Annotated in this window: 21 protein-coding genes and 2 tRNA genes; 11 read left to right on the top strand and 12 right to left on the bottom strand. The window is 57.4% G+C overall.

What is annotated here, in order from left to right; translation table 11 throughout:
- Positions 1–387: 387 nt before the first annotated feature.
- Together rne and GRX64_RS07450 are read left to right on the top strand one after the other, a co-directional pair.
- Entirely contained in the window at positions 388–3,624 is a 3,237-nt protein-coding gene (gene rne / locus GRX64_RS07455; RefSeq protein WP_166265430.1) for a ribonuclease E, read from the top strand.
- Positions 3,625–3,698: 74 nt separating this feature from the next.
- Positions 3,699–4,238, top strand: coding sequence for a YecA/YgfB family protein (locus GRX64_RS07450; RefSeq protein ID WP_166265427.1), 540 nt, complete (start codon positions 3,699–3,701; stop codon positions 4,236–4,238).
- Here GRX64_RS07450 and GRX64_RS07445 read toward each other — a convergent pair.
- The gene (locus GRX64_RS07445) at positions 4,223–5,098 is read right to left on the bottom strand and encodes a PHP domain-containing protein (protein WP_166265424.1); all 876 of its coding nucleotides are present in this window, start codon (positions 5,096–5,098) and stop codon (positions 4,223–4,225) included. The two genes, GRX64_RS07450 and GRX64_RS07445, sit on opposite strands and share 16 nt — an antisense overlap.
- A gap of 120 nt (positions 5,099–5,218) precedes the next feature.
- On the opposite strand from GRX64_RS07445, the gene GRX64_RS07440 reads away from it, so the two are divergent.
- From GRX64_RS07440 to GRX64_RS07430, 3 genes are all read left to right on the top strand, one after another.
- Positions 5,219–5,518, top strand: coding sequence for a YciI family protein (locus GRX64_RS07440; protein WP_166265421.1), 300 nt, complete (start codon positions 5,219–5,221; stop codon positions 5,516–5,518).
- A gap of 103 nt (positions 5,519–5,621) precedes the next feature.
- The gene (locus GRX64_RS07435; protein ID WP_166265418.1) at positions 5,622–6,293 is read left to right on the top strand and encodes a TIGR04211 family SH3 domain-containing protein; all 672 of its coding nucleotides are present in this window, start codon (positions 5,622–5,624) and stop codon (positions 6,291–6,293) included.
- Positions 6,294–6,453: 160 nt separating this feature from the next.
- Positions 6,454–6,756 carry a PilZ domain-containing protein gene (locus GRX64_RS07430; RefSeq protein ID WP_235937559.1) on the top strand — a complete coding sequence of 101 codons (303 nt, stop codon included), beginning with the start codon at positions 6,454–6,456 and terminating at the stop codon, positions 6,754–6,756.
- A gap of 125 nt (positions 6,757–6,881) precedes the next feature.
- Here the strand turns inward: GRX64_RS07430 and rraA are convergent, their stop codons facing one another.
- Together rraA and ppsA are read right to left on the bottom strand one after the other, a co-directional pair.
- Complete coding sequence (rraA, locus tag GRX64_RS07425; protein ID WP_166265415.1) at positions 6,882–7,364, bottom strand: ribonuclease E activity regulator RraA; 483 nt, start codon at positions 7,362–7,364, stop codon at positions 6,882–6,884.
- 102 nt (positions 7,365–7,466) lie between these two features.
- Complete coding sequence (gene ppsA, locus GRX64_RS07420) at positions 7,467–9,842, bottom strand: phosphoenolpyruvate synthase (RefSeq protein ID WP_166265412.1); 2,376 nt, start codon at positions 9,840–9,842, stop codon at positions 7,467–7,469.
- 186 nt (positions 9,843–10,028) lie between these two features.
- Here ppsA and ppsR point away from each other — a divergent pair, with 186 nt between their 5' ends.
- Positions 10,029–10,844: a posphoenolpyruvate synthetase regulatory kinase/phosphorylase PpsR gene (gene ppsR, locus GRX64_RS07415; RefSeq protein WP_166265409.1), complete on the top strand. Its 816-nt coding sequence runs from the start codon at positions 10,029–10,031 to the stop codon at positions 10,842–10,844.
- Positions 10,845–10,899: 55 nt separating this feature from the next.
- On the opposite strand, the gene GRX64_RS07410 is transcribed toward ppsR, so the two are convergent.
- Positions 10,900–13,824 (bottom strand): insulinase family protein, encoded by a 2,925-nt coding sequence (locus GRX64_RS07410; RefSeq protein ID WP_166265406.1) that lies wholly within the window; start codon positions 13,822–13,824, stop codon positions 10,900–10,902.
- A 135-nt stretch (positions 13,825–13,959) separates the two neighbouring features.
- On the opposite strand from GRX64_RS07410, the gene GRX64_RS07405 reads away from it, so the two are divergent.
- The 3 genes from GRX64_RS07405 (at position 13,960) to GRX64_RS07395 (ending at position 17,237) form a co-directional block, all read left to right on the top strand.
- Entirely contained in the window at positions 13,960–14,502 is a 543-nt protein-coding gene (locus GRX64_RS07405; protein ID WP_235937558.1) for a hypothetical protein, read from the top strand.
- A 177-nt stretch (positions 14,503–14,679) separates the two neighbouring features.
- Complete coding sequence (locus GRX64_RS07400) at positions 14,680–16,023, top strand: MORN repeat-containing protein (protein ID WP_166265403.1); 1,344 nt, start codon at positions 14,680–14,682, stop codon at positions 16,021–16,023.
- Between the two features lie 107 nt (positions 16,024–16,130).
- Positions 16,131–17,237 (top strand): response regulator, encoded by a 1,107-nt coding sequence (locus GRX64_RS07395; RefSeq protein ID WP_166266019.1) that lies wholly within the window; start codon positions 16,131–16,133, stop codon positions 17,235–17,237.
- Here the strand turns inward: GRX64_RS07395 and GRX64_RS07390 are convergent.
- A complete protein-coding gene (locus GRX64_RS07390) occupies positions 17,217–17,837 on the bottom strand; it encodes a nucleotidyltransferase family protein (protein ID WP_282433941.1) in 621 nt (206 codons plus the stop codon). The two genes, GRX64_RS07395 and GRX64_RS07390, sit on opposite strands and share 21 nt — an antisense overlap.
- Before the next feature lie 79 nt (positions 17,838–17,916).
- Between GRX64_RS07390 and GRX64_RS07385 the strand changes: the two genes are divergently transcribed.
- Positions 17,917–18,768 carry a 6-pyruvoyl trahydropterin synthase family protein gene (locus GRX64_RS07385; protein WP_166265397.1) on the top strand — a complete coding sequence of 284 codons (852 nt, stop codon included), beginning with the start codon at positions 17,917–17,919 and terminating at the stop codon, positions 18,766–18,768.
- Positions 18,769–18,917: 149 nt separating this feature from the next.
- Here GRX64_RS07385 and GRX64_RS07380 read toward each other — a convergent pair.
- The 3 genes from GRX64_RS07380 to gltX form a co-directional block, all read right to left on the bottom strand.
- A tRNA-Glu gene (locus GRX64_RS07380) sits at positions 18,918–18,993 on the bottom strand.
- Between the two features lie 12 nt (positions 18,994–19,005).
- Positions 19,006–19,081: transfer RNA gene (locus tag GRX64_RS07375), tRNA-Ala, on the bottom strand.
- Between the two features lie 93 nt (positions 19,082–19,174).
- Positions 19,175–20,659: a glutamate--tRNA ligase gene (gltX, locus tag GRX64_RS07370; RefSeq protein ID WP_166265394.1), complete on the bottom strand. Its 1,485-nt coding sequence runs from the start codon at positions 20,657–20,659 to the stop codon at positions 19,175–19,177.
- A 166-nt stretch (positions 20,660–20,825) separates the two neighbouring features.
- Here gltX and GRX64_RS07365 point away from each other — a divergent pair, with 166 nt between their 5' ends.
- The gene (locus GRX64_RS07365; protein WP_166265391.1) at positions 20,826–21,845 is read left to right on the top strand and encodes a zinc ABC transporter substrate-binding protein; all 1,020 of its coding nucleotides are present in this window, start codon (positions 20,826–20,828) and stop codon (positions 21,843–21,845) included.
- Here the strand turns inward: GRX64_RS07365 and GRX64_RS07360 are convergent.
- The 4 genes from GRX64_RS07360 to GRX64_RS07345 form a co-directional block, all read right to left on the bottom strand.
- The gene (locus GRX64_RS07360; protein WP_166265388.1) at positions 21,798–22,712 is read right to left on the bottom strand and encodes an AEC family transporter; all 915 of its coding nucleotides are present in this window, start codon (positions 22,710–22,712) and stop codon (positions 21,798–21,800) included. The two genes, GRX64_RS07365 and GRX64_RS07360, sit on opposite strands and share 48 nt — an antisense overlap.
- Positions 22,713–23,030: 318 nt before the next feature.
- Complete coding sequence (locus GRX64_RS07355; protein WP_166265385.1) at positions 23,031–23,930, bottom strand: F0F1 ATP synthase subunit gamma; 900 nt, start codon at positions 23,928–23,930, stop codon at positions 23,031–23,033.
- A complete protein-coding gene (locus GRX64_RS07350) occupies positions 23,914–25,446 on the bottom strand; it encodes a F0F1 ATP synthase subunit alpha (protein ID WP_166265382.1) in 1,533 nt (510 codons plus the stop codon). The genes GRX64_RS07355 and GRX64_RS07350 overlap by 17 nt, the downstream gene beginning before the upstream one ends.
- On the bottom strand, positions 25,436–26,206 hold the full coding sequence (locus GRX64_RS07345; protein WP_166265378.1) for a F0F1 ATP synthase subunit B family protein: 771 nt from the start codon (positions 26,204–26,206) through the stop codon (positions 25,436–25,438). The genes GRX64_RS07350 and GRX64_RS07345 overlap by 11 nt, the downstream gene beginning before the upstream one ends.
- Between the last annotated feature and the right edge of the window lie 2 nt (positions 26,207–26,208).

Here is a 26,208-nt window from a genome sequence, read left to right as displayed (position 1 = left end):
CCCATCCGAAATCAGGTATGGCAAGGAGTCCGGAGGCAATGTTTTAAAAAAACCGTACGGAAAACCGGCGGGCGACATCACGAAGAATCACTATCAACACGCAGGGCCGGGCCGTCCAGCATACGAATACGACATGAGACCCAGGCACCTGCGTGAATTTGAAATCGGACAACATGCGCAAACAGACAATGACTCCCAACGACCCTTCTCTGCCATGCGGCAGCAGGACGGTCTTCGGTATTTTCGGACAAGCGGGTTGTTTTAACGCTCCTTTCTGATTCGTCTGGCCGCCGGCTGAAACATATCCGGTGGCACGCAAGTTATGCTTCGCGGATGCACCTGGTCAGGTTTTCTGTCTTCATTTAACGACAGGAAACACCCATTTCCATGAAAAGAATGCTTATTAATGCAACTCACCCTGAAGAGTTGCGCGTCGCTCTGGTAGACGGTCAACGTCTTTTCGACCTTGATATTGAATCAAGCTCCCGCGAACAGAAAAAATCCAACATCTACAAAGGCCGAATAACCCGGGTTGAGCCCAGCCTTGAGGCCGCATTTGTCGATTTCGGTGCTGACCGCCATGGCTTTCTACCGCTTAAAGAAATCTCCAAAGAGTATTTCAAAAAATCCCCCGGTCAGATTGAAGGCAAGATCAACATCAAGGAAGTGGTTTCCGAAGGCCAGGAAGTCATTATCCAGGTGGACAAAGAAGAGCGCGGCAACAAAGGCGCTGCACTGACCACCTTTATTTCGCTTGCAGGACGCTACTTGGTGTTGATGCCCAACAATGCGCGTGCCGGCGGCATATCCCGCCGTATTGAAGGCGAAGAGCGGGCACAGCTTAAAGAAGCCATGAGCGGCGTCCAGGTGCCGAAATCCATGGGCATCATTGTTCGTACGGCGGGCATTGGGCGTACCACCGAAGAACTGCAGTGGGACCTCGATTATCTGGTTCAGTTCTGGGAAGCCATCAGCCAGGCTGCCGGAGAGCGCAAGGCACCTTTCCTGATCCATCAGGAAAGCAACGTCATCATTCGTGCCGTGAGAGACTACCTTCGCCAGGACATTGGTGAAGTTCTGATCGACTCCTCCATCGTGCACGAAGACGTCCTGAACTTCGTTCGTGCCGTCATGCCCTCGTTCGAGAACAAAATCAAGCTGTATCAAGATGAGATTCCGCTGTTCAGCCGATACCAGATTGAAGGACAGATCGAAACCGCCTTCCAGCGCGAAGTGAAACTGCCTTCCGGCGGCTCCATCGTGATCGATCCGACCGAGGCACTGGTGTCTATTGACATCAACTCCTCGCGCGCCACCAAGGGCCACGACATTGAAGAGACAGCGCTCCAGACCAACCTGGAAGCGGCGGAAGAAATTGCTCGTCAGCTTCGTCTGCGAGACATGGGCGGTCTGATCGTCATCGATTTTATCGACATGACCCCGGCCCGCCACCAGCGCGAAGTCGAACAGAAAGTCCGCGAAGCGCTCGAAATCGATCGAGCCCGCGTGCAGGTTGGCAAGATCTCGCGCTTTGGACTTCTGGAGATGTCCCGTCAGCGTCTTCGCCCCTCACTGGGTGAAACCCGCAGCGAAGTGTGTCCGCGCTGTAATGGCCAAGGCACAATCCGCGGCATCGAATCGTTGGCATTGAGCATCATGCGCCTGATCTACGAAGAGTCGTCGAAAGATAAAACCGGCGAGGTGCGCGCCGTTGTGCCTATTTCCGTGGCCACCTTCCTGCTCAACGAAAAGCGCAAGCAGATCGCCGACATAGAAGCGCGCCAGGAAGTCGAGATTGTGGTTGTGCCCGCGCCACACATGGACACACCGCATTTTGAAATATTGCGGATGCGAGACGATGAGTCGGGTGCCGAGCGCACATCCAGCTATCAGCTCGCGCAAGAGTACACCGTTCGCGAAGAAGAGGCCGCAGAAGCGCCAGCAGGTAAAGAGGTTGTGCGCGAGGAAGCCGCCGTCAAGGCCCTTCGGCCAGCCGCCGCCCCAGCAGCACCTCAAGCCACTGCACCGGCGGCCAGTTCCGACAGTCAGGAAGAAGGTTTGTTCTCCAAGCTGTCTCGGAAAATCTCCGCCTTTTTTGGCAGTGAGGAAGAAGAGCCGAATAAGCCCGCACGTCCTGCACGCTCCGCTCGTCCAGCGCAGAATGAACGCCGCACGCAGGACCGGCAGGAGCGGCGTAAATCACGGGTCGCACGAGACGATAACCGGTCAGGCGGTGGGCGCACAGATAACCGCGGCGGCGAACGTCGTCAGCAAGGCAAGGCGGATGACAACCGTAACAAGCCTCGCGGTGGGCGCGATGGCGCCAATCGAGGACGCAGCAATCGGGATGAGACCCGCGATCAAACGCGTGGCCAGAGCTCAGCCAGCGATAGCGATCGCAAAGACAGCCCCCGTAAAGAAGAGCGGACTCAGAACGCAGGCAGTGACCAGGGCCGCAACAAACCACAAGCCAATCGCGATCAAAATCGAAATGAAGCGAGCAGCGGTGACGAGAAGCGTCGTCGTCCCCGGCGCCAGCGTAACCGTGACGGCTCGCCGGTAGAAACGCCCGCAAGCAAACCGGCCGATCGCAAGCCAGTCAGTACAGAAACTGTCAACCAGGAAAAAACTCCTGAATCTGCCAGCGCCGCGAGCGCGGACAAGAGCAAAACGGAGCAAACGCCAACTCGGCAGCAGTCGCCTGAAGCACCGAAGGCAACAGCGGATCACGCGCCGGTAGAAAGCGCTAAATCCACTGCGTCTTCCGAGCAGCCCTCAGAGCCTTCAGCAACCCCTTCAGCGCCTGTAGCGAAGCCCGCAGCGGAACCGCAAAAAGCCGAAGCGGTCAGTGAAAAGGCATCCAACGACCAGGCCAGGCCTGAGTCTCCGGCAGCCGGCACTGAGTCACAACCAGAGAGCCCCAAGCCTCAAGCAGCACGCCCCAGCACCAAGGCGAGCCCGACCGAGGCGGCGGCAGCTCCGGCGACAGACGCCATTGCGACGTCGGGAGACCAGGCCAATACCGGAGGTGGTACCGAGCCACAAACGCCAACGGCGGAAGCCCCAAAGGCCGTCAACGATGGACAGAGCGAAGCGGCAAAGCCGGCGCCACGCAGACCGCGCGGTCCAGGTCGGCCAAAGGCCGGATCTAGCAAAGTCGAAGGCGAGAAATCCGATAAGCCTGCCGCGAAGGCAAAAGCCAAGCCTTTAGCGGAGCCGGAATCTGCGGCCGACGCACCGTCTAACGAGAGCGTTCAAGCCCCCGCGACCCAACCTGAAGCCCAGGCCGAGTCCAAGCCAGCGCAGGCCGCCACCGGAGAGACTTCACCGGAAGCCAAGCCCGCGCCTAAGCCGGTTCAGCAGAAGCCAGCACCTGCAGAGCCCTCCGAGGCTCAATCAACTGCCAAACCTGAGGTGTCGGAGAGCGCCAACTCAAAGTTGGCCATGCAAACGACGCCGGGGCGTGCCTATAATGACCCACGGGAAGTGCGCAAACGCCAACTGGCAGCAGAGAAAGCTGCCGCCGAAGCCAAGGCGTCCGAGCAAGCACCGAAATCCGATGGTGCAGCAGCTGAAAATGCGGATAGCAAACTACGTCAGGACGGCGAACGTTCAGATAGCTGAGTTATCCCTTACGGAGGGGCACCACCTGCCCCTCCGTTTTTAAAGTGCCAAGGCTGATCGCCAGGAGCCCAATAATGTTATCCAATGCGGAAATCGAGTCGCTCGAAGACATCCTGTTTGCCGAACCCTGGGGCGAAGACGCGCTGGACTTTTTCGGTTTGCACGGCGTGGTCTGCGCAAATGTGGTTGGACCCGCTGCGCTATCGACTGAGAACGTATTTCTGCTGGCAACCGGTCTGGAAACCCTGCCCGCCGATGGCGTGCCAGCCGTGTTTTCAGATCTCGTTCAGCGCTTAGCCGACGCTATGGCCAATATGCTGGATATGGGGCAGTCACTGGAGTTGCCAGAACCGGAAGACGGCGACCCTATGAACGCACTTGAAAACTGGTGCGCCGGGTTTGTTGACACCTTCCTGGAAAATGAAGAAGCGTGGCTGGAGGCGGATGAGGCAGAAACAGCGGATCTGCTGGTACCGATGCTTACCCTGTCAGGACTGTTTGAAGATGAAGACTTTAAACGGGTTCGCGACAGCGAGAAGCTCACTCAGCAAATGGCTGACGCCATTCCGGAATCACTCACCGATCTCTACCTGCTGTTTCACGCACCGGCGTGATCAATAGGTGATTTAAAATGATGCCAGACCGGGTCTAGCCCGGCTGGTAACGCTGGCACTGAACCCAATTCGCTCCAGTGGGCACCCGGAAAGTGAAAGTCACTGCCCTGAGATGCCAGCAGACCTTCCTTCCGACACAGCTCCGCAACGAACCCCAAATCGCCACTCGACTGACCCGACGTTGACACCTCAATGCCACGACCACCACAACGTCCGAAATCTGCAATCAGCGCACGTAGCCGCGTCGCCGTCATTTTGTACTTCCTCGGGTGGGCAATAACGGCGACACCACCGGCCTGATGAATCCAGCCAAGCACCGTTTCCAGCTCTGGCCAAAATGCCTTTACATCCCCTGGCTTACCAGCCCCTAAATAACGCTTAAAAGCCTGATTGAAATCTTTGACAACCCCCGCTTCTTGCAAGGCGCGGGCAAAATGAGGGCGTCCAGGCACGTCGCCATCGGCGAACCTGGTGGCGCTGTCGAGCAGCCCCGGAACCTTAAGGCGGTCCAGCCGCTCGGCGATGGTTCGCGCCCGACGCCAGCGGTTGTCATGTTGATGTGCCAGCGCCGCGACCAGATCAGGACTGCCGGCATCAAAATCGAGCCCGACGATATGGATGGTCTGCGACTTCCACACACAAGACAATTCAATTCCGGTAATCAGATGAATGCCCACTTCCGCTGCGGCCGCACAAGCTTCGGCCAGCCCCCCGATGGTGTCATGATCGGTCAACGCCAGGTGCGTCACACCACGTTCTTGAGCACGCAGCACCAAGTCTCGGGGCGACAGCGCACCGTCTGAGGCTCGACTGTGGCAGTGGAGGTCAATGCAGGCTTGTTTGGGTTGAGGTATAGTCACTTAGAGTCCACGTTAGGGACAGCGCTTTTGGTTCGATAACGCTGACCGTGCAAAAGTTTCGGTCCCAAGTGTATCAGCTTGGCCAACCCCTGTACCGACCACTTACTACTGGAGATTCGAATGTACTATTCCATCGTCAGCGAAGACGTTGCAAATAGTTTGTCGTTACGACAATCCGCTCGTCCGGCTCACCTTGAACGCCTTCAGGCCCTCAAATCGGAAGGCCGATTGCTGGTCGCCGGCCCTCAGCCGGCAATTGACACCCCAGACCCAGGTGATGCGGGCTTCACTGGCAGCCTGGTCATCGCAGAATTTGATTCATTAGAAGCCGCCCGGAGCTGGGCAGACGCTGACCCGTACGTCGCTGCAGGCGTGTACGAAAGGGTTGCCGTCAAACCTTTTAAACCGGTGTTGCCATAACAACACTCTTTTTATGAGTTTTTTGTAATACAGTCCCGCTTGATTGGGACAGCAACTGTGCCAAAATTGCGCCTTTGAATGAAACACGCAAGGATCGTATTTTGTGACATCATTTCGTCTGATTGCTTTGCTAATACTGACTGCCTCCGCCGCGCTTCCGGTTTATGCGGAGACCGCCTATATCGATGACACTCTATTTGCCCCGATTCGCAGCGGCGAGGGTACACAATACCGAATACTGCACAATGGCTTGCGCAGCGGCACGCCCGTGGAGCTTCTGGAGCGAAGCGAGTCCGGTTATAGCCGGGTCCGCACCAGAGATGGCATCGAAGGCTGGATCGTCTCGCGCTTTCTGAGTGACCAGCCAATCGCCCGCGATCGTTTGGTCGCCACCAGTAAAGAACTGGAGCGCACAAAAAGCCAGCTATCCGAGGTCCGCGAGCAACTCCAGGGCTTGCAGTCCGAGCGAGACCAGCTTGCCTCTTCCGAGCAAACACTGGAAAGCCGCTCTGAAACCTTGGCCAGGGAGCTGGAAAAAGTAAAAACGATTTCGGCAAACGCCCTTACCCTCGATCGTCGCAACCGCGAACTGCAAGAAGCCAACCAAAAACTCCGCAATGATGTCGAGGTGCTAACCGCTGAGCGGGAGCGACTAGAGTCGAACAGCGAACGGGACTTTATGCTACTGAGTGCCGGGCTGGTGTTGCTGGGGGTATTTCTGGCCGTCGTAGTGCCCTGGATGAAGCCTACCAGGAAGAACGATAACTGGGCTTAACGCGTAGAGCACCGCCTGACAAAACACCACATATGGTGCCTGATTAAAGGAAAAACCACTAAATATTTGGTTTTTCCTTTTTTTTATGACAGATCAATCTTTGACGGAATCACATGGACGCCCTATAACAATACAAACCAAAACCACAGAGGTGGACGCGATGCCGATGACCATGAGGGATTACTCTGAAAAGCGTGATTTTCACCGGATGCAAGTGAATTCTGAAATCCAGATCACTGATAGCAGTGGACAGCATTTCAAGGGTGTTTGCCGGGATCTTAGCGGAACCGGCATGCAAATATGGGTCAGCCAGCCAGTGGGCGAAGACACCGAGTTAGGCACCTTGCTGCCTTCATCCAGCGATAACTTTCCGCCCTTCGAGACTACCGTTAAGGTGTTACGCTGCGAGCCTGTGGATGATGGTTACCTTCTTGGCACCACCATCACCGAAGTAAAAAAATAGGCCGCTGACAAACGGCCTATTCAATTGGGCCCAACGACGAATGGCGCTGGGGCCCATTACTGTTTTGCATCCGATGCACGTTGGTGATTGATCGAGCCAGCGATGAGGCGGAACGGCTGATTGTACTACTGGACTGCCAAAGGCTTGTCAGATACCACAATGCCGTTGTTATCAGCGTATACATAGTGCCCCGGGTGGAATGTGACACCACCAAAAGTGACTGGTACGTCCAGGTCCCCAATGTCCCGCTTATCCGTTTTACGGGGGTGCGTACCCAGAGCCTGAACGCCCAAAGCCGTCTTGCCGATCACATCGACATCGCGGATGCAGCCATAGATAATAAGACCGGCCCAGCCATTGTCGGCGGCCTGCTCGGCCAACATGTCCCCCAGCAAAGCCGCCCGTTTGGAGCCTCCGCCGTCAACCACCATGACGCGCCCCTCTCCTGGCAAGCCGACCTGCCTCTTGACTACGGAGTTGTCCTCAAAGCACTTCACCGTCACAATCTTGCCGCCAAAGGCCTCAATACCGCCATAATTGCGGAACCCTGGCTCCACCACCAACACATCCGGATAATCATCACACAAATCGGGGGTTACGATAGCCACCTTCGTTCTCCTGTTCTCTGAGTCTTTGATTACACGCGTCTCAAGCTGGCCTGATTTACGTCGCCCTTCGGTGCAGGAGACCACCAGCCTGATTGGACCTATTCAGATGTCAACCGGCTCGTCCGCTAAAAAGAACCAGGTATCCAGCACGGAGTCGGGGTTGAGGGACATGCTGTCAATGCCCTGGTCCATCAGCCACTTGGCAAGATCGGGGTGGTCCGATGGCCCCTGCCCACATATGCCAATGTACTTGTTGGCTTTTTTGCAGGCTTGAATGGCATTCGAGAGTAGCGCTTTCACGGCTTCGTTGCGCTCATCAAACAGATGGGCAACGATGCCGGAGTCTCGGTCCAGGCCAAGGGTCAGCTGGGTAAGATCGTTGGACCCGATGGAAAAACCATCGAACGACTCCAGGAATTCGTCGGCCAGGATGGCGTTGGCGGGCAGCTCACACATCATAATCAGGCGTAGGCCATTTTCACCTCGCTTGAGACCATTCTCAGCCAGCAGATTAACCACTTGGCGAGCCTCACCCACCGTACGGACGAAGGGCACCATAATCTCGACGTTTTCAAAGCCCATCTCGTCACGGACTTTTTTCAATGCGCGGCACTCAAGCTCAAAACAGTCACGGAAGGTTTCTGAAATGTAGCGGGAGGCGCCCCGAAAACCGAGCATGGGGTTCTCTTCGTCCGGCTCATACAGGGTGCCACCGATCAGGTTGGCGTACTCATTCGATTTAAAGTCGGACAACCGCACAATGACTTTTTTGGGCGTGAATGCAGCGGCCAGTGTGGAAATGCCTTCCACCAGTTTATCGACGTAGAAATCCACTGGTGAGCTGTAACCTGAGATACGTTTCTCCACCGTTTGCCGGATATCCCGTGGCAAACCGTCAAAGTTCAGCAATGCTTTCGGATGCACGCCGATCATACGATTGATGATGAATTCAAGCCGGGCCAGACCCACGCCCTCATTCGGCAACGATTGAAAATCAAACGCGCGGTCGGGGTTACCGACGTTCATCATGATCTTGAACGGAATGGCCGGCATTGATTCAACGGTGTTTTCGCGCAGTTCAAAATCCAGGCTGCCCTCGTAAATCAAACCGGTATCGCCTTCGGCACATGACACGGTGACCTGCTGACCATCGGTCAGTACATCGGTAGCGTCACCGCAACCAACAACGGCTGGAATGCCCAGCTCGCGCGCGATGATGGCGGCATGACAGGTGCGCCCGCCGCGGTCGGTCACAATGGCGGAGGCCCGCTTCATGACAGGCTCCCAGTCAGGATCGGTCATGTCCGTCACCAGCACATCGCCAGCCTGCACGCGATCCATCTCGTTGATACTGGTAATCACCTTCACCGGACCACTGCCGATCTTGTGTCCGATGCTGCGGCCCTCGATGATGACTTTGCCCTGCTCCTTGAGCAGGTAACGCTCCATCACATTGGCGGAGGTGCGACTCTTGACGGTCTCCGGCCGGGCCTGAACGATGTAAATGCGATCATCATCGCCGTCTTTGGCCCACTCGATATCCATAGGCCGCTGATAATGGTTCTCGATGATCATTGCCTGCTTGGAAAGCTCAGATACCTCCGCGTCGGTGATTGAGAACCGGCCACGTTCGTCCTGATCGACTTTAACCGTATCCACCGAACGGCCGGTTTCCTGACTGCCGGAATAGACCATTTTAATCGCTTTACTGCCCAGGTTGCGGCGCAATACCGCGGGGCGTCCGGCTTCCAGTGTCGGCTTGTGGACGTAGAATTCATCCGGATTCACCGCACCCTGAACAACGGTCTCACCCAACCCGTAAGACGAGGTAATGAATACCACATCGCGAAAGCCGGATTCGGTATCGAGTGTGAACATAACCCCACTGGAGGCCGTTTCGCTGCGAACCATTTTTTGAATGCCCGCGGACAGCGCCACCAGTTTATGATCAAACTCATGATGCACGCGGTATGAAATCGCTCGATCATTGAACAATGAGGCAAACACTTCCTTAACTGCGGTTTTAACCTGATCGAGCCCAACAATGTTCAGAAACGTTTCCTGCTGGCCGGCAAAAGAGGCATCCGGCAGATCTTCGGCCGTCGCCGATGAGCGCACCGCAACCGCCATCTTGTCATTGCCCTGCCGCAACGCGTCGTAGGCTTCTTCCAACGTTTTTTCCAAGGCCGCAGGGAATGGGGTATCCACCACCCACTGACGGATTTGAGCACCCACGCGGGCCAACTCGTTCACATCATTGATGTCCAGCGCATCCAATGCGGTATCGATACGCTCTTTGAGCCCATCTTTGGCGAGAAATTCACGGTAAGCATACGCCGTGGTCGCAAAACCACCAGGCACCGTTACTCCTGCATTGGCAAGATTACTGATCATTTCACCGAGTGAGGCGTTCTTGCCCCCAACCCGGTCAACATCCGACATGCCCAGGTTCTCAAACCAGATAATGTAATCTTCCAAAGCGCGTCTCCCTTGAGTCAGTGAAGCAAAGAGCAATTGATTAAAAATGATCCTAAGGCTCTCGAACTTGCCCCGTATCATACTGTAACCTGCGAAGATTACCTAGCCAACCGGACCAACACGGGCCTGCCCCCAGGCCTTTGAATGCCGGATAAATTACGCTCAAACGGAGTCATCAAGCCGACCATGAAACGAACCGCGTTTTTTATTTCCGACGGCACTGGCCTGACGGCTGAGGGCCTCGGCAACAGTTTGTTGGCCCAGTTTGAAAAAATCGACTTTGAGCGCATCACGGTGCCATACATTGACGATCTGGATAAAGCGGAGGACCTGGTTGCCCGTATTGACACAGCGGCCAACAACGACGGTGCCAAGCCGTTGGTGTTCGATACCATTGTCAACAATGATATCCGTGAAGTGATCAGTCGTGCCAATGGCTTCATGGTGGATATCTTCGGCACGTTCCTGCACCCGCTGGAAACGGAACTCAATGCGTCGTCGTCCTACACCGTTGGGCGCTCCCATGCGATCAGCAATGAAAGCAACTATGAGCGACGTATCAATGCGGTTAATTTTGCTCTGGATAACGACGACGGAGCTCGCATTCGCCACTACAGTGAGGCCGATCTTATATTGGTCGGTGCCTCCCGCAGCGGCAAAACCCCGACCTGCCTGTACCTGGCGTTGCAATACGGTGTGAAGGCCGCCAACTACCCGATCACGGAAGAAGATCTTCAGGATCAACAACTGCCGGATGCCTTGCGCCCTTACAAGGAAAAAATATTCGGACTCACCATTGAGCCTGAGCGACTCGCCACCATTCGCAACGAAAGGCGACCGAACTCGCGCTATTCCTCGCTGAAACAATGCATGCATGAAGTTGAGGAAATTGAACTGATGTACCGCCGCGAGCGAATCCCGTATATGAATACGACGGCGTACTCGGTTGAGGAGATCTCTACCCGCATCATGGTCAGCACGGGACTCAAACGTAACCGCTGAGCGTAGTCAGGTTCAACCGTTGAACGGCCGGAGCCCATGGCCCCGGCCGACAACGTTAAAGCTCTTCGACACTCAACCCGAGGGCTTCCACTACCGCTCGTTGGCCTGGATTGGTCACCACCGCGGTGCTGGCTTTCTCCGGCGCCAGCCAGAGGTTAGCCACCCGCTTCAGATCAGCCTCCGTTACTGCCAGGATCCTCTCCCGGAAGCGCGCCTGCTGCTCCGGCGTGCGACCAAACAATCGGTTTTGAAACGCATGCCGTGCTTCTCCGGCCGGGGATCGCGGCTTATCAAGCTGGCCAATAACGCCCAAAATCGACTCTTCCAGTTCCTGTGGATCATGCTCGGTTGTTTGCAGCCACTCCAGGGCGGCATCGAAATCCGCCAGCGTCTCTTCCAGCCTCGGATCGCGATAGGAGAAAAATCGGAAGGTGCCGTTTACACTGTCCTGGCCAGCGCCACCACCATAGGCGCCACCTTTTTCCCGAATTGCCCGGTGCAGGTAACCATTACGCAGAAAACCGCCCAGTACCGTCAGTGCGGCCGCATCCGGGTGATCAATGGCCACGGTGGCGTAGGCTTTGGCGCAGAAATTGACTTGGGTCGAGGCCAGCCAGGCCTGGCGGGTCTGGTAATTAACCGGGTCCACATTCCAGTCTTCACCCTGAACCGATGCCGCGTCCGGCCAACAGGCACGAATGCCCTCAGCCATAGGTTCGAGGTGCTCATCTTCCGCAATGGCCAGAAACTGCCGGGCTTGCTGCCCCATGCGCTGGTGCAATGCCGCCAGGCGCGAGCACAAGGCCGCCAGCGCGGCGGGATCGTCCAGCGAATCGTCAAGCGCCTTAATTTCACGAATGGCCTCAAGACCGCCCAACCGATAAGCCAGCCGCGCACCAGGGCTCAAGCCCTGGGATGCCGCGCCCATGGCCAGGCCATGGCCACTGCCGGTCACCGACTGCTCACGACGTGACCGGATCTGCGCCACCAGCTCGCGGATCCGGTCATGCTCATCAAACCGGGCATCCGTGCAGACATCTTTCAGCAATTGCGTCAGCGCATCGCGATTACGCGCCAGCGCCTTCCCCGTCACCACCAGATAGCCTGACAGATTCTGAACATCGTCAACGCGACCTCGCGCCGACGTGAACGCGCCGATGCCGCCTGACTCGGCGGTCATCCGATCCTGCATTTGCAGGTAATCCAACTCGCCACAGCCGACCTCGGTCAAACAGGTGGTGTACAGCGGCAATAGCAGCAACTCATCGTCGCTCATCGCCGGTAACGGCAGCACAACCTGCTCGTACACCAGGCCATTAGTGCCTTGGGCGTACAAAGTTGTGGAAATATCGCCCGCGTAACGTGCCTCGGGTTCCGGCAGGCTTAGCGGCACGTCGCTTAAATCGACCTTTGGAAGGATGGAATCGTCGTCCTTACGGTGCTGACGATCCTCCAGTGCCTGCGCCCGCTGCACAATCTGAACAACTTCGTCGTCCGAAAGCGCGGCTTTTTGTCCCGCCAGGGCTTCCCGGATCGCGTCCTGACGCCGTTGATCAAGCTTGTCGTCCGGTCTCAGCGTCAGTGTGACCCGGTGGGGGTTGTCGATCAGATTCTGGCGAATAAGGCTGGGGATATAATCTGGGTTCTGGATTTTTTCACGCATCTCCACCAGCACTGGCTCCAGGTCGAGCAGCGCCACCGGATCACCACCGTGAATCATCGGCGAGATCGCGCTCATAATCAGCTGTAAGCCGTAGGGGGTATGATCGCCGGCAATTTCACGCTGATGCAGTTCAAGCTGGTGTAAAATGGCTTCCAGACGCTCGTGACTGACGCCTTCATCCACCACCGATTGCAACGTGGTCTCGATCAACGATTCCAGATCGCCCTGTTTGTCGGGCTCACTGCCTTCAATACCGCAGACGAACGTCATCTCCCGATTGGAATCTTCAAGACCGCACAACGGTGACGGCGAGTGGCCGATATCGGTTGTCTCCAGGGCGCGCATCAGCGGTGACGCACTGTTTTCCAACAGCACACTGGCCAATAGCTGACCTTCAAGATTTTTCTGCAGGTCAAAGCTGTGGCCCAGCAACCAGCCCATGACGATATGAGTTTTATCCTCGGTGGCTTCGCCTTCGTTGACCGCATAGCCCTGCTCGACGCGCACCGGCGCATACATGCGTTTCTCATCCCGCACCGGCAGTTCAATGTCCTGACGGTCAAACCGGGCCAACGCCAGCGCCTCAAACTTCTCATGGTGCTCAAAGGCGGGGATATTGCCGTAAGTGGCAAAGGTCGCATTGCTCGGATGATAATGGTGCCGGTAGAACCGCACGAGATCATCGTAGGCCAAATCGACAATGTGATCGGGCTCACCACCGCTGTTGTAGTGATAGGTCGTGGTGGGAAACAAGTGACTTGAAAGATTCTGCCACAGCTGCGAAGTGGCGGAGCTCATGGCTCCTTTCATTTCGTTGTAAACAACGCCCCGGTAAACCAGCGGTGTCTCCGGGTCGTCCGGGGTTTCAAACTCCAGCCGATGACCCTCTTGGGCAAAATCCAGCGGGTCAAGCGATGAAAAGAACACGGAATCCAGGTACACCGACAGCAGATTGTCAAAATCCTTCCGATTCTTGCTGGCAAAGGGGTACGCGGTCCAGTCACTGCTGGTAAAGGCGTTCATAAACGTGTTCAGCGAGCGCCGGATCATCATGAAAAATGGGTCACGGACCGGGAATTTTTCGCTCCCGCACAGAGCGGTGTGCTCCAACACGTGAGCAATGCCGGTGGAGTCCATTGGAAACGTACGGAGTGCCACAAAAAACACATTCTCATCGTTATCTGCCGCCATATGCAGATGCTGAGCACCCGTTTTGCGATGACGATACTCTTCAACCGTGAGGTTGAGCGTTGCAATACGGTGGCTGCGTAATTTTTCAAACGCTGGATGAACCCCGTTTTCGCTGCCTGCTGTCATTAAATTACCCTGCTTTCTCAAGTTAAGACCTGTAGGTTAACACGTTGTATCGATTATCATGCAGGTAACCCGCCTTCGCGATTGAGGCGAGAATGCACCGAAGAACATACTCCATAACAGGAGAAGCCGACTACAATGACCCGTGACCTTTCTGAAGGCGACCCTGCGACCCCGGACTACGATCCGTCGACCATGATAACGTCTGCGCAATCGCCTGCGCCATACAGCCAGCCCATACCGGAAGCCGAACGCCAACGGGCCATTTCAGCCTATTGGAGTGAACGCCAGAACTACTTGGCGGGCGTGCGCAAGGTCCCTGAGTTGCGCAAGAAGTTCGTGCAAGCATTGGCTATTTATACCCTTCGCCGCGCCTTGTGGTCGTTCGGTTTTTTCCCGGTATTCATTGCCTTCTGGGTGCCGCTGGTGATGTCCAGTTTTAATCCGGTCGTTCTGATCAATGAAGTGCTTCCGGCGTTGCAGGGATTTGTCGGTGCCAACCCGGAGGTACAGGCCAACACCATCAGTACGCTCCTGACCGCCTGGCTGTCGGTCGGCTTTTTCTTTCTTGTGTTCGATTTTGTCCTGACGCCATTCAAGTCACCCTACCAATACGAAGCGGACGTTCACATGCGGGCCTGGGAGCAAAGCAACCATGACCAACTTCCGGACAAAGTGTGATATGACCTGCAATCTGGTTAACTTGGGTCACTTTCTGTTACATAACCCGCCTGCAAACCGCTAAGATTACCGGGCGTAAACCCTGAACCGGGACGCGATGGAGATTCGCTCAGGCGCGGTCGCCCGCTCCGAAAGCTCGGGGTTACTTTGTAGGAACGCACGGTTGAGAGGGTTCTCATGGTCGATTTCAGACCGCTACTGTTTATCAACGCATTGGCTATCATGCTGCTTGTAACCGCCGGTTTTGCGTCCGTGCGCGAGCCTGTTGACGCCCAGCACCTTGCCGCTGCCTCCGAATTATTGGCCCCCAGCGATGTCGTTGTAACCCTGCCCGCCAATCGTCCGGAATCCGAGCCACCGGCCCCGGAACCGGGGCCTTTCAAGACCAGCGACCTGGCGGATGAGTTGCCGAAGACAAGCGCTAATGGCAAGACCAGCCCCCCAACGCTTGGGTCCAGAGGCGACGCCGCCCCGCCCGCCGAAACTGTGTCGCCAGACGCCAGGGAGCCGGGCCATTTCCAGATTGCCATGGCAGAGCCGGCATTCTCCAGACCGGAGCCCGAACCTGCGCCCACCCCAGCATCGCCGACTACCGGCAACTTAACCCTGCGCTCCAACGTCGTGGATGATCGTGTACTGATTAATGGCGAAACCCGTGGCCCAACTCGCCTGGACCTCAAGCTCCAACCCGGCAGCTACGACGTTGAGATCTCCAAACAGGGCTTTAAGCCGTGGCGTCAAACCATCAATATCGACGCCGGTGACGATCTGACCCTGATTGGCCGACTGGAGGCCTACACCCGCGTGGAATACCGCGCAGGAGACTGGATTGGCGGCGTACGAACAGGCGATGGCACGTACGAGGGCTCGGACGGGCTGCGCTACGAAGGCGGCTTTGTGAATGGCGAATTTAATGGCAAGGGCACGGTCTGGTATCCCGAGGGCGGGCGTTATGACGGCGACTGGCAGCATGGCGCCCGTGAAGGCGAAGGTACATTCAGAGGTGCCGACGGCTCAACCTACACCGGGCAGTTCAAGAACGATCAATTCAATGGCCAGGGAACACTCACGCGGGCCAACGGCGATATTCGGACCGGTCTGTGGGCGGACAACCGTCTCAACGGTCACGGTTCACTGACCTCATCGGACGGCATGCTTTTTGTCGGTGGATTTCGGAATGACCGCTTCCACGGAGAGGGCTCGCTCACCTACCCGGATGGTCGCTCCTATGAGGGCGAGTTTTCCAATGGCGAGTTCCACGGCAGTGGCAGTGAAGTGCTTGTCAGCGGCAAAAAATATCAGGGCGAATACCTCGAAGGGAAGTTCCATGGCAAAGGGTTGCTGCTCAACCCCAATGGCAGCTCCATCCAGGCAACGTTTCGCCACGGCGAGCCCTACGGCCAGGTGGTGCTCACCACGCCGCAAGGGGAAATCTTCAATGCCCGGACCAGCGAGCCCGGCGTGTGTTATCGAGACAACAGTTATCGGGCCACCCAGTGCCCACCCCTGGAAGGCTGGTGATTCACTGTCACCCGCCCTGGATCGCAGGTACACCGACCTCTGGCATGGATGACCGGATGAACCTGCGCTTAAACGTGAATAATGGTGTAACAGGTTGAGGTTGTATGATGGCAATTAAAAACGCACTTCTGGTGGACGACTCCAAAGTGGCGCGTTTCGCGTTGAGCAAACTGCTCGAAAACCGCGAGATGAAGGTCAACATGGCCGGGTCTGCCGAAGAAGCCCTGGATTTCCTCGACAACCATGACCGCCCCGACGTGATCTTTATGGATCATTTGATGCCAGGCATGAATGGTGTCGAGGCCACCAAGGCCATCAAGGGCAACCCGAACACCGCTGGCATCCCGATCATCATGTGTACGTCCAAGAAGTCGTCATCCTTCATGGAGGAAGCCAGAAACTTCGGGGTTTATAACATTCTGACCAAGCCGCCTCACAATGATGGGCTGAATTCAATGCTCGACCAGCTTGCCAGTGACGTGGATGACAATGCCTTACCGGAGCCTCCAGCACCGGCTGACTTTGTTGACTCAGCGGAGGACGAGGAAGACAGCGTTCAGTTGCCTGACAACGCCTCCCTGGAGCTGCCACTCACCGCTGACATCAGCCAACTTCACGGTGGCGTCCTGCAGAAGGCTCAAACGGTGCCATTGACCAGCGAGCTGATTGAGCAAATCGCGCGCTCGGCGGTCAAGACCCATATCAATAACCGTTTGCACGAATTGTTAAGCAGTTTGTTTGACGAGCAATTTGACCATTTGAAGCGTGTCCTCGACGAGGCGGAGAAAAAACAGCTGCGCGTGCTCGAGGAACGATTGGAAACCGTGCAGGGCTCCATCGATAACCAGACACGGGGTCTGAAAGACGATGTGGCCGCAGAAGTCAGCCTGAACCTCGCCCGCGAGTTGGCCGAACTGAAAAAGGATTTGTCCCGCAGCGGCGGTTTTACCAGCGACCACATGGCCGAACTGAAAGACCACATCACCAGTGTTCAGACTATCGATACCGAATTCTGGCAAACGCTGCAGTCGGAAGCGATTCAGCAGGCCCATGAGATTTCGCGCGAAACCGCAGAAGACATCGCCCAACGCACGATTGACCTCTTCGTCACCCAGCAACGGGCGGCAACGTCGCGGATCTACACCGTCGGGCTTGCGGTCAGCCTTGGGGTGTTTACCCTCGGTATCGCCTGGTTATCGGGTTTGTTCGGATAACACCTGCTGCAGATGCCGCCAGTCCGCGGGGGTGTCGGCATCGGTTTCTGCGCCCGGCATGATAAGGGTTTGGGCACCGACCTGCCGCAAAATCTGCCCGGCCCCCCGATCGCCCTCAAGGGTTCCGATTGCCGGCCAAAGACGACGAGGCAAATAAGCGGGGGCTCCCGGCCGGCCCTGATGATCGGCGGCAATGGCCTGGTGGCGCTGATGCTCGGCGGACTTTCTGAGCTGCACCAGCGATTCGGTACTCACCAGGGGCTGATCCACCAATACAACAAAGACACCCGGACAGCTGGCCGGTAACGCGCCCAAACCGGCGCGCAAAGATGACGCCATGCCCAGGTGCCAATCGGGATTGTAAACCCAGCGTGAGGGCCGTCGGGTGACCCGGTAACGACTGACCGGGTAGTAACATCCGGACACCACCCACACCGACGTGCTTAACACCCGAGCCTGGTCGATGGCGTGATCCAGAAGGCTGCCACTCCCCCACCCCAGCATCGCCTTCGAGCGTCCCATCCGGGAGGATGATCCAGCAGCCAATACCAGAACGGGAGGGCCGGATTGCGCCGGTTTTGAGTCAATCGTCAAAGGCACTGGAATTTCTCACTCAGCCAAGTGGATTTTTGTTAGAATTTACAGGTCATTCAAGCGCAGTGGTAACCAGGCTCCCTAGATGAATCACCTTTTTGTCGACAACCTTACCGTTATTGATTTTGCCTATCTGGACCCATCCCGGGGATTGGTAGGCGAAAGTTGGATTGCCGACGTTGTCCTGACCGGAGAACTCGACGAACAAGGCATGGTGTTCGACTTCAGTTCGGTCAAGCGCACGATCAAACGTATTATCGACGAGCGTGTCGACCATCGTCTGGTTATCCCTGAGCATTATACCGGGCTGCATCGTGATGAAGACAATCCGAGTCATGTGACCTGGACGTTAAAGGATAATACCCGGATCAGGCACCACTCACCCCAGGAAGCGGTTGTGTTTGTTCAGGGTGAAACCGTGGTGCCATCGGTTGTTGCACGCATGCTGGAGCAGGAGTTGAAATCGGTACTACCGGACAATGTGCAGAATATCCACATTGGCCTACGGGAAGAGGAGATCGATGGCGCTTACTACCACTACGTGCATGGCCTGAAAAAGCATCTTGGTAACTGTCAGCGCATTGCCCACGGCCACCGTTCACCTATCCAGATACGCCGCAACGGTCATCGGGATGTGAGCCTGGAACATCGCTGGGCCAAGCGCTGGGAAGACATCTATGTGGGCTCTGAGGAGGATGTCACTGATCGCTTCGTCGACAATGCGGGCATCCGTTACGTCACCTTCGATTACGAAGCCAACCAGGGGGAGTTCAGCCTCACAATGCCAGAAAGCCGCGTCTATTTTATGGACACCGACACCACCGTCGAGCTGATCGCTGCCCACATTGCTGAGCAATGCAAACATGAATGCCCTGACGATGAGATTCAGGTGAAAGCCTACGAAGGTGTTGGGAAGGGCGCGCTCTCACTATGCTAGGACTGCCAATTTGCCGGGACGGTCAACATGCGGGGGCGCCAGGCCGGCGCTGACACGCCGCATGGGCGCGCCTATACTCCAGACATAAAAAAACCGCCATAAGGCGGTTTTTTTATGGATTGCCGATGGCAATCGGCGCTCCAGAATAGTGGCGTCCCCTAGGGGGTTCGAACCCCTGTTACCGCCGTGAAAGGGCGGTGTCCTAGGCCACTAGACGAAGGGGACACTAAGTTAAATTGGTGGAGCCAGACGGGATCGAACCGTCGACCTCAACGCTGCCAGCGTTGCGCTCTCCCAGCTGAGCTATGGCCCCATCAACGGAGGCGTATGTTAGTGATCCATCCCCCCCTCGTCAACCCCTGGCGATCCATTTTTTTAATCGCCTGGGGAATTGGTTAAAACTTACTCAATCGACGCTCAGTGCGGCAAACTCTTTCTCGACCCGTTTGGATTCCTTCTTCGAGAAGCCACCCATCAACTGTAGCGCATGCCGCAACCGGGCGCGGGTCATATCCGGGCCCAGCATGGCCATGGAGTCCATCACCGACCAGGAGTTGGGCGTGCCGGCAATTGCCACAAAGATCGGAAACATGAAGTCCCCCATCTTCAGCTCCAGCGCTTTCGCCAGCGCCTTCACATCGGCAAAAATCGCGTCCTTGGTCCAATGCCGCTGGGCCTCGAGACGCCAGAGCGCAAACTGAAGGACACGTTTGACCTCGGACTCTTCGAGCTTATTGTGGGCAAAGTCCTGCGGGGTCAGGTCCAGCATCCCCGAAAACATAAACGCCGCCATCGGCACCACGTCGCTGAAAACATCGGCCCGGCCTTTTACGTGTGGCACTAATTGGCTCAGCGCCTCGGGCCGGAACCACCAGTCCCGCATACGAGCCATAAACTGCTCGTCGGACAGGTCCTCCCGGAGCCAGAGCCCATTCAGCCAGCGCAGCTTCTCGACATCGAAAATTGGCCCACCCAGCGAGACTCGCTGAATATCGAAATGCTGGATCATCTCATCGAGGGTAAATTTTTCTCGCTCATCCGGCATCGACCAGCCCATACGCCCGAGGTAGTTGATGACCCCCTCCGGCAAAAACCCCATACGCTCATAGAAATTGATGCTGGTCGGATTTTTGCGCTTCGACAATTTGCTCTTATCGGGGTTGCGCAGCAACGGCAAATGGCACAGCACCGGCATCGGCCAACCGAAATACTCGTACAGCAACTGGTGCTTGGGCGCCGAATTGATCCACTCCTCACCTCGCAGCACATGAGTGATGTCCATGAGGTGGTCGTCCACCACGTTGGCCAGGTGGTAAGTTGGCATGCCATCGGATTTCAGCAGGATCTGGCAATCCACCTGCGCCCAGTCGATTTCAATCACCCCGCGCAGCATGTCGTCAATGCGGCAAACCCCCTCTTCCGGCACTTTCATCCTGATCACATGGGGCTCGCCCGCCGCCAGTCGGCGCTGGATCTCGTCGTCCGGCAACTCCAGATCGCCTTTGATGCCTGGATTCAAACCCTCGGCCTTGCGCGTTTCACGAATGACGTCAAGCTCCTCAGGCGTGCGGAAGCAGTAGAAGGCGTGTCCTTTCTCAACCAGGTCGAGCGCGTACTGACGATAGGAATCCTTGCGTTCGGACTGCCGATACGGCCCGTGGGGGCCACCAACGTCCGGCCCCTCATCCCACTCCAGCCCCAACCAGCGCAACGCCCTCAGGATGTCCTGTTCCGACTCGTCCGTGCTGCGCGTCTGATCGGTGTCTTCAATGCGCAGAATAAACTGGCCACCGTGCTGGCGTGCAAAGCACAGGTTGAACAGTGCCACATAGGCCGTGCCGACGTGGGGGTCGCCGGTGGGAGATGGGGCAATGCGGGTGCGTACGGTCATGGTGAATCCTGTTTGACTGGCGCCGGTAAACAGCTGCCTCTGAATGAAAGTTCCGCATTATACCGACACACAAACGATTACGCATGAGTGGCGTCGAATCCCTTCACCTCGTGCCGTTAATGTAATATTATAACATTCCATGATTAAACCACGGACAACACCTCTCATGATTCACCGACGCGGCCTGTTCGTCAGCCTTGTCTCCGCCCTGACCTGTTTTGCAACGGCCAGTCCTGCCGAGCCGGTCAGCATTGTGACGTCCATCAAACCGCTTGAACTGCTGGTAAGGGCGGTGGCCCCAACATCGGTGACCGTTACAACGCTGGTGCCCGCGGGTGGCAGCCCCCATACCTATCAAATGCGCCCCTCCGAACGGCAAGCGTTGGCCAAGGCGGACCTGGTGTTCTGGGTTGGACCGGACATGGAAACGTTTCTGACTCGTATCCTTGGCGGCAGTGACCTGGCACAACGTACCTACGCGCTTGCACCCGACGCACTATCAGACCACTCACCGTCAGACCACGCGCCATCAGACCACTCTCCTCCAGCTCACGCTCACGAGGAGCGCGGGCATGTCGACGATCGTAACGACCCGCAAGAGGCGCCTGCGCCCGCCGGCCACCAACACGTTCAGGGCGAGGACCCTCACGTCTGGCTGGACCCGGAGCTGGCCCTGATCATGGCCACCACCATTCACGACCGGCTGGCCGACCTGCCGGGCATGGATCAGGATCAATTGGACACGAACCTCGCCAACTTCCGCGCCCAGTTAGCCGCCACCGAACAGGCCATAAGGCGCCAGTTATTGGCTGCCAGGGGCCTATCATTGTTTACCTATCACGATGCGTTTGGTCGTTTTGCCGAACACTATGGTTTATCCATCGCGGGCGTATTAACACCAAGCCCGGAACGAACGCCCGGCGCAAGGCACATAGCCGCAGTGCAAACCCTGCTCAGAGCCGCTGAGCGCCCCTGCCTGCTAACCGAGCCTCAGTTCAACCAACGGTGGTGGCAGGCCATAGCCGAGGGCGTGGACGTCAAACTGAGCGTGTGGGACCCTCTCGCAGCTTCGATTGCAGCGGAGCCCTCCGGCTACCTGGTGCTGCAGCAACAAATGGCGGACGCCGTTATCCGCTGTCTACCAGAGCACGCCCAGGATAAGGGGAATACTGATGGTGGCCAGTAAAGTCTGGCCACTGATGATGCCCGCCATCAAGGCGGCATCGCCACCCAGTTGTCGGGCCAGGATGTAAGACGACGACGCCGTCGGCAGGGCCGCCAGCAAAATCGCCACCTGAACCATCAACCCCTCCATGCCGAGCAACAAAGCCAGTCCGTAAGTCATCAGTGGAAAGCCCACCAGTTTGGCAGAAGTGGACACCAAAAATGGCACCGAGGCGCCCCGCAAGGCTTTTAACTGAAGCCCGGCGCCCACCGTCATCAAGCCCAGCGGTAACGCCAGATCACTCAAGGGCGACAGCATCCCGGCCAGAACCGGATGAAACCCGATGCGAAAAAAACTCCAGGTCACGCCGGCCAAAGAGCCGATGATCAACGGATTGGTGGCCACTGCCCTGAACATAGGTCGGAACTGCACCTTGCCCTGCCCGGCCACCAGCGAAAACATGACGATGCAGACCACATTGAGTATGGGCACCATCACCGCCACCGCAATCGCCATCAGCGAAATACCCTGGTCTCCCAGCAACAGGCCGGATGCGGCCAACGCGACGTAGGAGTTGAAGCGGATGGCGCCCTGAAACACCGATGAATACATGGGCCCCGGCCATCGCCATAGAAGCTGGGCGGCGACCATGAGCGAGGTCATGGCCACCACCATGCAAACCACCAGCAGCAGGATGTCGGCATAGGCGGAGGGCGCCAATTCGGCACTGCCCAGCTTGAACAACAGCATCGCCGGGAAAAGCACGTAGTAGGTCAGTCGCTCGGCCTGCAACCAGAATCCCTCGCCCGGGAAATTCCAGCGCCGCATCAGATAGCCCAACACAATCAATCCAAAGACTGGAATCAAGGCCTCTACCAACACCGACATACGCAGGACTCCCGCTTAACGAGCAAATCGGGAATGATAGCAGGCAACGAAGGCGTCGCACATTCTGTGGTCCCGGTGCCAGGCCGGCCCGCCCTCTGCGCTCAACGCCAATACGACCGTCGGCTCTGACCTGGGAGTACCGCTGTCGTTGATGCGATGGTCCCCAACTCCACCGTCAGCACCGAAACGGGCATGCCTGAGCTTGTCAACGCCGTCGCCGGGCGCTGATAACACGGCCAACGTAATGGCCCCGTCACTGGCTCCGCCTTTAATCGCGCGCCCCCATTAAGGGTAGTCAACATTCACCTCGCGTTGCCGCTACCCGTGTCGCTGTGTTTTGCCAAGCGCCTCAAAGCCAACAATGATATCCAGCAGTTCCGCCGTGATCTCGTCCTGGCGAACCGCCTTCATTTGTCCCTCGACCTCTTCCAGGCGGTCATCAACAGACTGTTCAGCCTGCTGCATCAATACCAGTCGTGCCGCGTTCTCTGTCACCATGGCTTCGGCTGAAGCGCGAAAAACACTGGCAAAAATATGGTTTTGAAGAAGCGCTGCAAACAACGTGTCTAACGTCATTGAGTAAGCGGGCAACGATCGGGAGTCCCAGGGACGTTCGGCAAGTTCCGCCATCAATTCTGGCGCCAATGGCAACAGTGGACGAACAACCGGAGTCTGCGAGCCGTGTTCGGAACGCTCCGTAAAAACCATTGTGACGGCCATCCGATGAGTGGCATCACTCTGCCCGATCGCATCCAGGCGCGTGACGATGTCCGTTGCCAGCCGACCAATGCCATCCGCAGAGGCCGGCGGCAGAAACACATACTCTGGTCTCAGCCCTCGCCCAATCAGCGCGCTGCGTAGCTGTGCCCCCACACACAGGACACGAAAGTCAGGCGCCGCCTGCGTCGTGGCACCCGGCATGGTCATAACGGCCGACGCCAGCGTCTCATTGTAGTTGCCACAGAGCCCGTGATCAGACCCGAACACCACACACACCACCCCGGATGGCTGCACCACTGGCCCCGAAAAGGGTCCCGTAAGACTTAACATCGCCTGAAGGCCTTGCAGAATAGTTTCATGGTAGGCCTCAATCGCCCGCGCGGCGTGTTCATAGGGCACCGCATTGATGGCCGACAGGGTCTTCATGGTGTGCACAATCCCCCGGATGCTGGTCAGGGTCTCATCCTGACGAGACAACGCTTCAAATGTTTGCGTCATAGCCCGTGTCCTTCCGCCCCAGTGCCTTGCTCGCCAGATCCAGAATGGCGCGACGATCCTCTTCGCGCAGCGGCTGGTTCTGTGCAATACGTTCGGCGATATCCGAGAGTGCGTCAGCGCCTGCGTTCCGAAGCTGACCCATGGCTGCCAGCACCCGGGCTTCCGGCATTGCATCGAACAGTCCCCCCATGGCGGCCAACAAAATCAACAATTGCACCGCTGCCGGTACCGGGTCATGTTCCGGTTGCCGAAGCGCGGCCCTGACGGCCGCACCGCGGACCAGTCGGGCCTTGGTGGTGTCGTCCAACCGGGTGCCGAAGCGCGCAAAATCTTCCAGTTCCTCAAACTGGGACAGGGTCACGCGCAAATTACCCGCCACGTCGCGGAACGCACGGTATTGCGCTTTACCCCCAACGCGCGATACCGACACCCCGAGATCAACTGCCGGAAACTGATTCTTTCGCACCAGCCGGGGTGACAGGTAGATCTGACCGTCGGTGATCGAGATCAGGTTGGTCGGGATATAGGCCGACAGGTTCTCAGCCTGGGTTTCGACCACCGGTAATGCGGTGATTGATCCGCCGCCGGCCTCCGGTGAAAATTGGCCGGCGCGTTCCAGCAGTCGGGCATGAACATAGAAGATGTCACCGGGAAACGCTTCCCGGCCCGGGGGTCGGCGCAACAGAAGTGACAGTTCCCGGTAGGATTGGGCATGGTGAGTAAGATCGTCAAAAACCACGAGCACATCGTGACCCTGGTCGGCGAAATACTCGGCCATGGTCATCGCGGCGTAAGGCGCAATGAAAGACAGGCCGGGCGTTTCTTCATCGCCAGCGGCGACGACAATGGTTCGGGACAGCTGCCCGCTGCGCCGGAGCGTCTCAATTACCCGCGCCACGGCATCGCCCCGCTGGCCAACGGCGCAATAGATGCTGATCACCTCCGATCGGGCCTGATTCAGAATGGTGTCCAGTGCTATCGACGTCTTGCCCGTCTGCCGGTCTCCGATGATCAGTTCTCGTTGACCCAGCCCCACCGGTACCGCCGCATCAATGGCCTTGATACCGGTAGCCAGCGGCCGGGTGATGGCCGAACGGCTGAGAATGCCCGGCGCCGCCGCCTCTATCGGCCGCTCCGTCACCGCATCAACTCGATCCCGGCCGTCCCTGGGTAGCCCGGTGGCATCTACTACCCGGCCGATCAGACCGGGGCCTACCGGCACACTGACCACTTTGTGCGTGCGCCAGACGTCTTCACCGGCGGTGAGCTTGTCGGCCGGCCCCAGCAACACCACGCCAAGCTGATCCGGCTCTAGGTCCAGCACCATGCCCAGGACGCCCGAGGCAAACACCAGCAACTCATCGGCGAGGGCACGGGCCAGACCCGACACCACTGCAATGCCGGCACCCACTTCAGTCACCTTGCCCACCTCCGTCAGCACCGGTGACGGCGCTGGACTGCCGAGCAAGGAGTCGATCAGCGCCTTCAAACCAGGCTCAAGCGGTTCATCGGTCATTGCCGGCAACCCTCCCCAATCCGCCCGTCGCCAACCGTTCGCTTAAAAGGTCTGCCATTTCCTCAGTGTAGCTGTCCACAGTCCAGGCCAGTTGGGCACTGCCAATACGGAGAATCAGGCCAGGAGCCTGATGTTCATCCTTCACAAAGCGCAGCGGAACATCGGGAAGCAGGGCCTGGAGCTCCCGGGTCAGGGTCGCTCGCGCCCCGTCTGGCAGCGCGGTATGGGTGATGGCGACCGCTGTTTCCGAATTGCCGGCGGCGGCGAGCAATTCGGACGCCATGGATTTGAGCTGGACGGTGACATGCAGGACGATTCGTTCTTCAAGACTTTCATCCGCCAGATCGTGCAAGGCCTTTCGAACCAGTTGGTAAAGGGTATCGGCACCGGCCCGGTACAACTCGGCCGTGAATTTTTGCTGCTCACGTTCCAAGTGGGCCCGCCAGTCTCTCTGCTCCAGCTCGAGCTTCTGACGTGCCTCCGCCAACAACGTATCGCGCTGGCGCTGCGCCTCTTTGTGGACGGCATCAACGATGGCGGCGTCTTCCACCTGCAGCCTTTGTTTGCGAGCGACAAACTCCGCCTCAGCGGCCGCGGCTTTGGTTTTGGCACGTTCAGCCTCGCTCATGCGATCAGCGATCTCAGCTTCGCGAGCGTCAATACCATTCAAAATCGGCTTATAGAGAAACCGTTTGAGCAGCCAAACCAATACCAGGAAATTGGCAACCTGGGCAATGACCGTAACCCAGTCCGTCGACATGA

The organism is Marinobacter caseinilyticus (assembly GCF_011074955.1).
Classification (GTDB): Bacteria; Pseudomonadota; Gammaproteobacteria; order Pseudomonadales; family Oleiphilaceae; genus Marinobacter; species Marinobacter caseinilyticus.
This window is presented reverse-complemented; position numbering and strand designations above follow the sequence as displayed.

What these genes read in the sequence shown, in the direction of transcription:
- rne (WP_166265430.1), top strand. Translation starts at nt 388, where the DNA reads ATGAAAAGAATGCTTATTAATGCAACTCACCCTGAAGAGTTGCGCGTC.
- GRX64_RS07450 (WP_166265427.1), top strand. Translation starts at nt 3,699, where the DNA reads ATGTTATCCAATGCGGAAATCGAGTCGCTCGAAGACATCCTGTTTGCC.
- GRX64_RS07440 (WP_166265421.1), top strand. Translation starts at nt 5,219, where the DNA reads ATGTACTATTCCATCGTCAGCGAAGACGTTGCAAATAGTTTGTCGTTA.
- GRX64_RS07430 (WP_235937559.1), top strand. Translation starts at nt 6,454, where the DNA reads ATGCCGATGACCATGAGGGATTACTCTGAAAAGCGTGATTTTCACCGG.
- ppsR (WP_166265409.1), top strand. Translation starts at nt 10,029, where the DNA reads ATGAAACGAACCGCGTTTTTTATTTCCGACGGCACTGGCCTGACGGCT.
- GRX64_RS07410 (WP_166265406.1), bottom strand. Translation starts at nt 13,824, where the DNA reads ATGACAGCAGGCAGCGAAAACGGGGTTCATCCAGCGTTTGAAAAATTA.
- GRX64_RS07405 (WP_235937558.1), top strand. Translation starts at nt 13,960, where the DNA reads ATGACCCGTGACCTTTCTGAAGGCGACCCTGCGACCCCGGACTACGAT.
- GRX64_RS07400 (WP_166265403.1), top strand. Translation starts at nt 14,680, where the DNA reads ATGGTCGATTTCAGACCGCTACTGTTTATCAACGCATTGGCTATCATG.
- GRX64_RS07395 (WP_166266019.1), top strand. Translation starts at nt 16,131, where the DNA reads ATGGCAATTAAAAACGCACTTCTGGTGGACGACTCCAAAGTGGCGCGT.
- GRX64_RS07385 (WP_166265397.1), top strand. Translation starts at nt 17,917, where the DNA reads ATGAATCACCTTTTTGTCGACAACCTTACCGTTATTGATTTTGCCTAT.
- gltX (WP_166265394.1), bottom strand. Translation starts at nt 20,659, where the DNA reads ATGACCGTACGCACCCGCATTGCCCCATCTCCCACCGGCGACCCCCAC.
- GRX64_RS07365 (WP_166265391.1), top strand. Translation starts at nt 20,826, where the DNA reads ATGATTCACCGACGCGGCCTGTTCGTCAGCCTTGTCTCCGCCCTGACC.
- GRX64_RS07360 (WP_166265388.1), bottom strand. Translation starts at nt 22,712, where the DNA reads ATGTCGGTGTTGGTAGAGGCCTTGATTCCAGTCTTTGGATTGATTGTG.
- GRX64_RS07355 (WP_166265385.1), bottom strand. Translation starts at nt 23,930, where the DNA reads ATGACGCAAACATTTGAAGCGTTGTCTCGTCAGGATGAGACCCTGACC.
- GRX64_RS07350 (WP_166265382.1), bottom strand. Translation starts at nt 25,446, where the DNA reads ATGACCGATGAACCGCTTGAGCCTGGTTTGAAGGCGCTGATCGACTCC.
- GRX64_RS07345 (WP_166265378.1), bottom strand. Translation starts at nt 26,206, where the DNA reads ATGTCGACGGACTGGGTTACGGTCATTGCCCAGGTTGCCAATTTCCTG.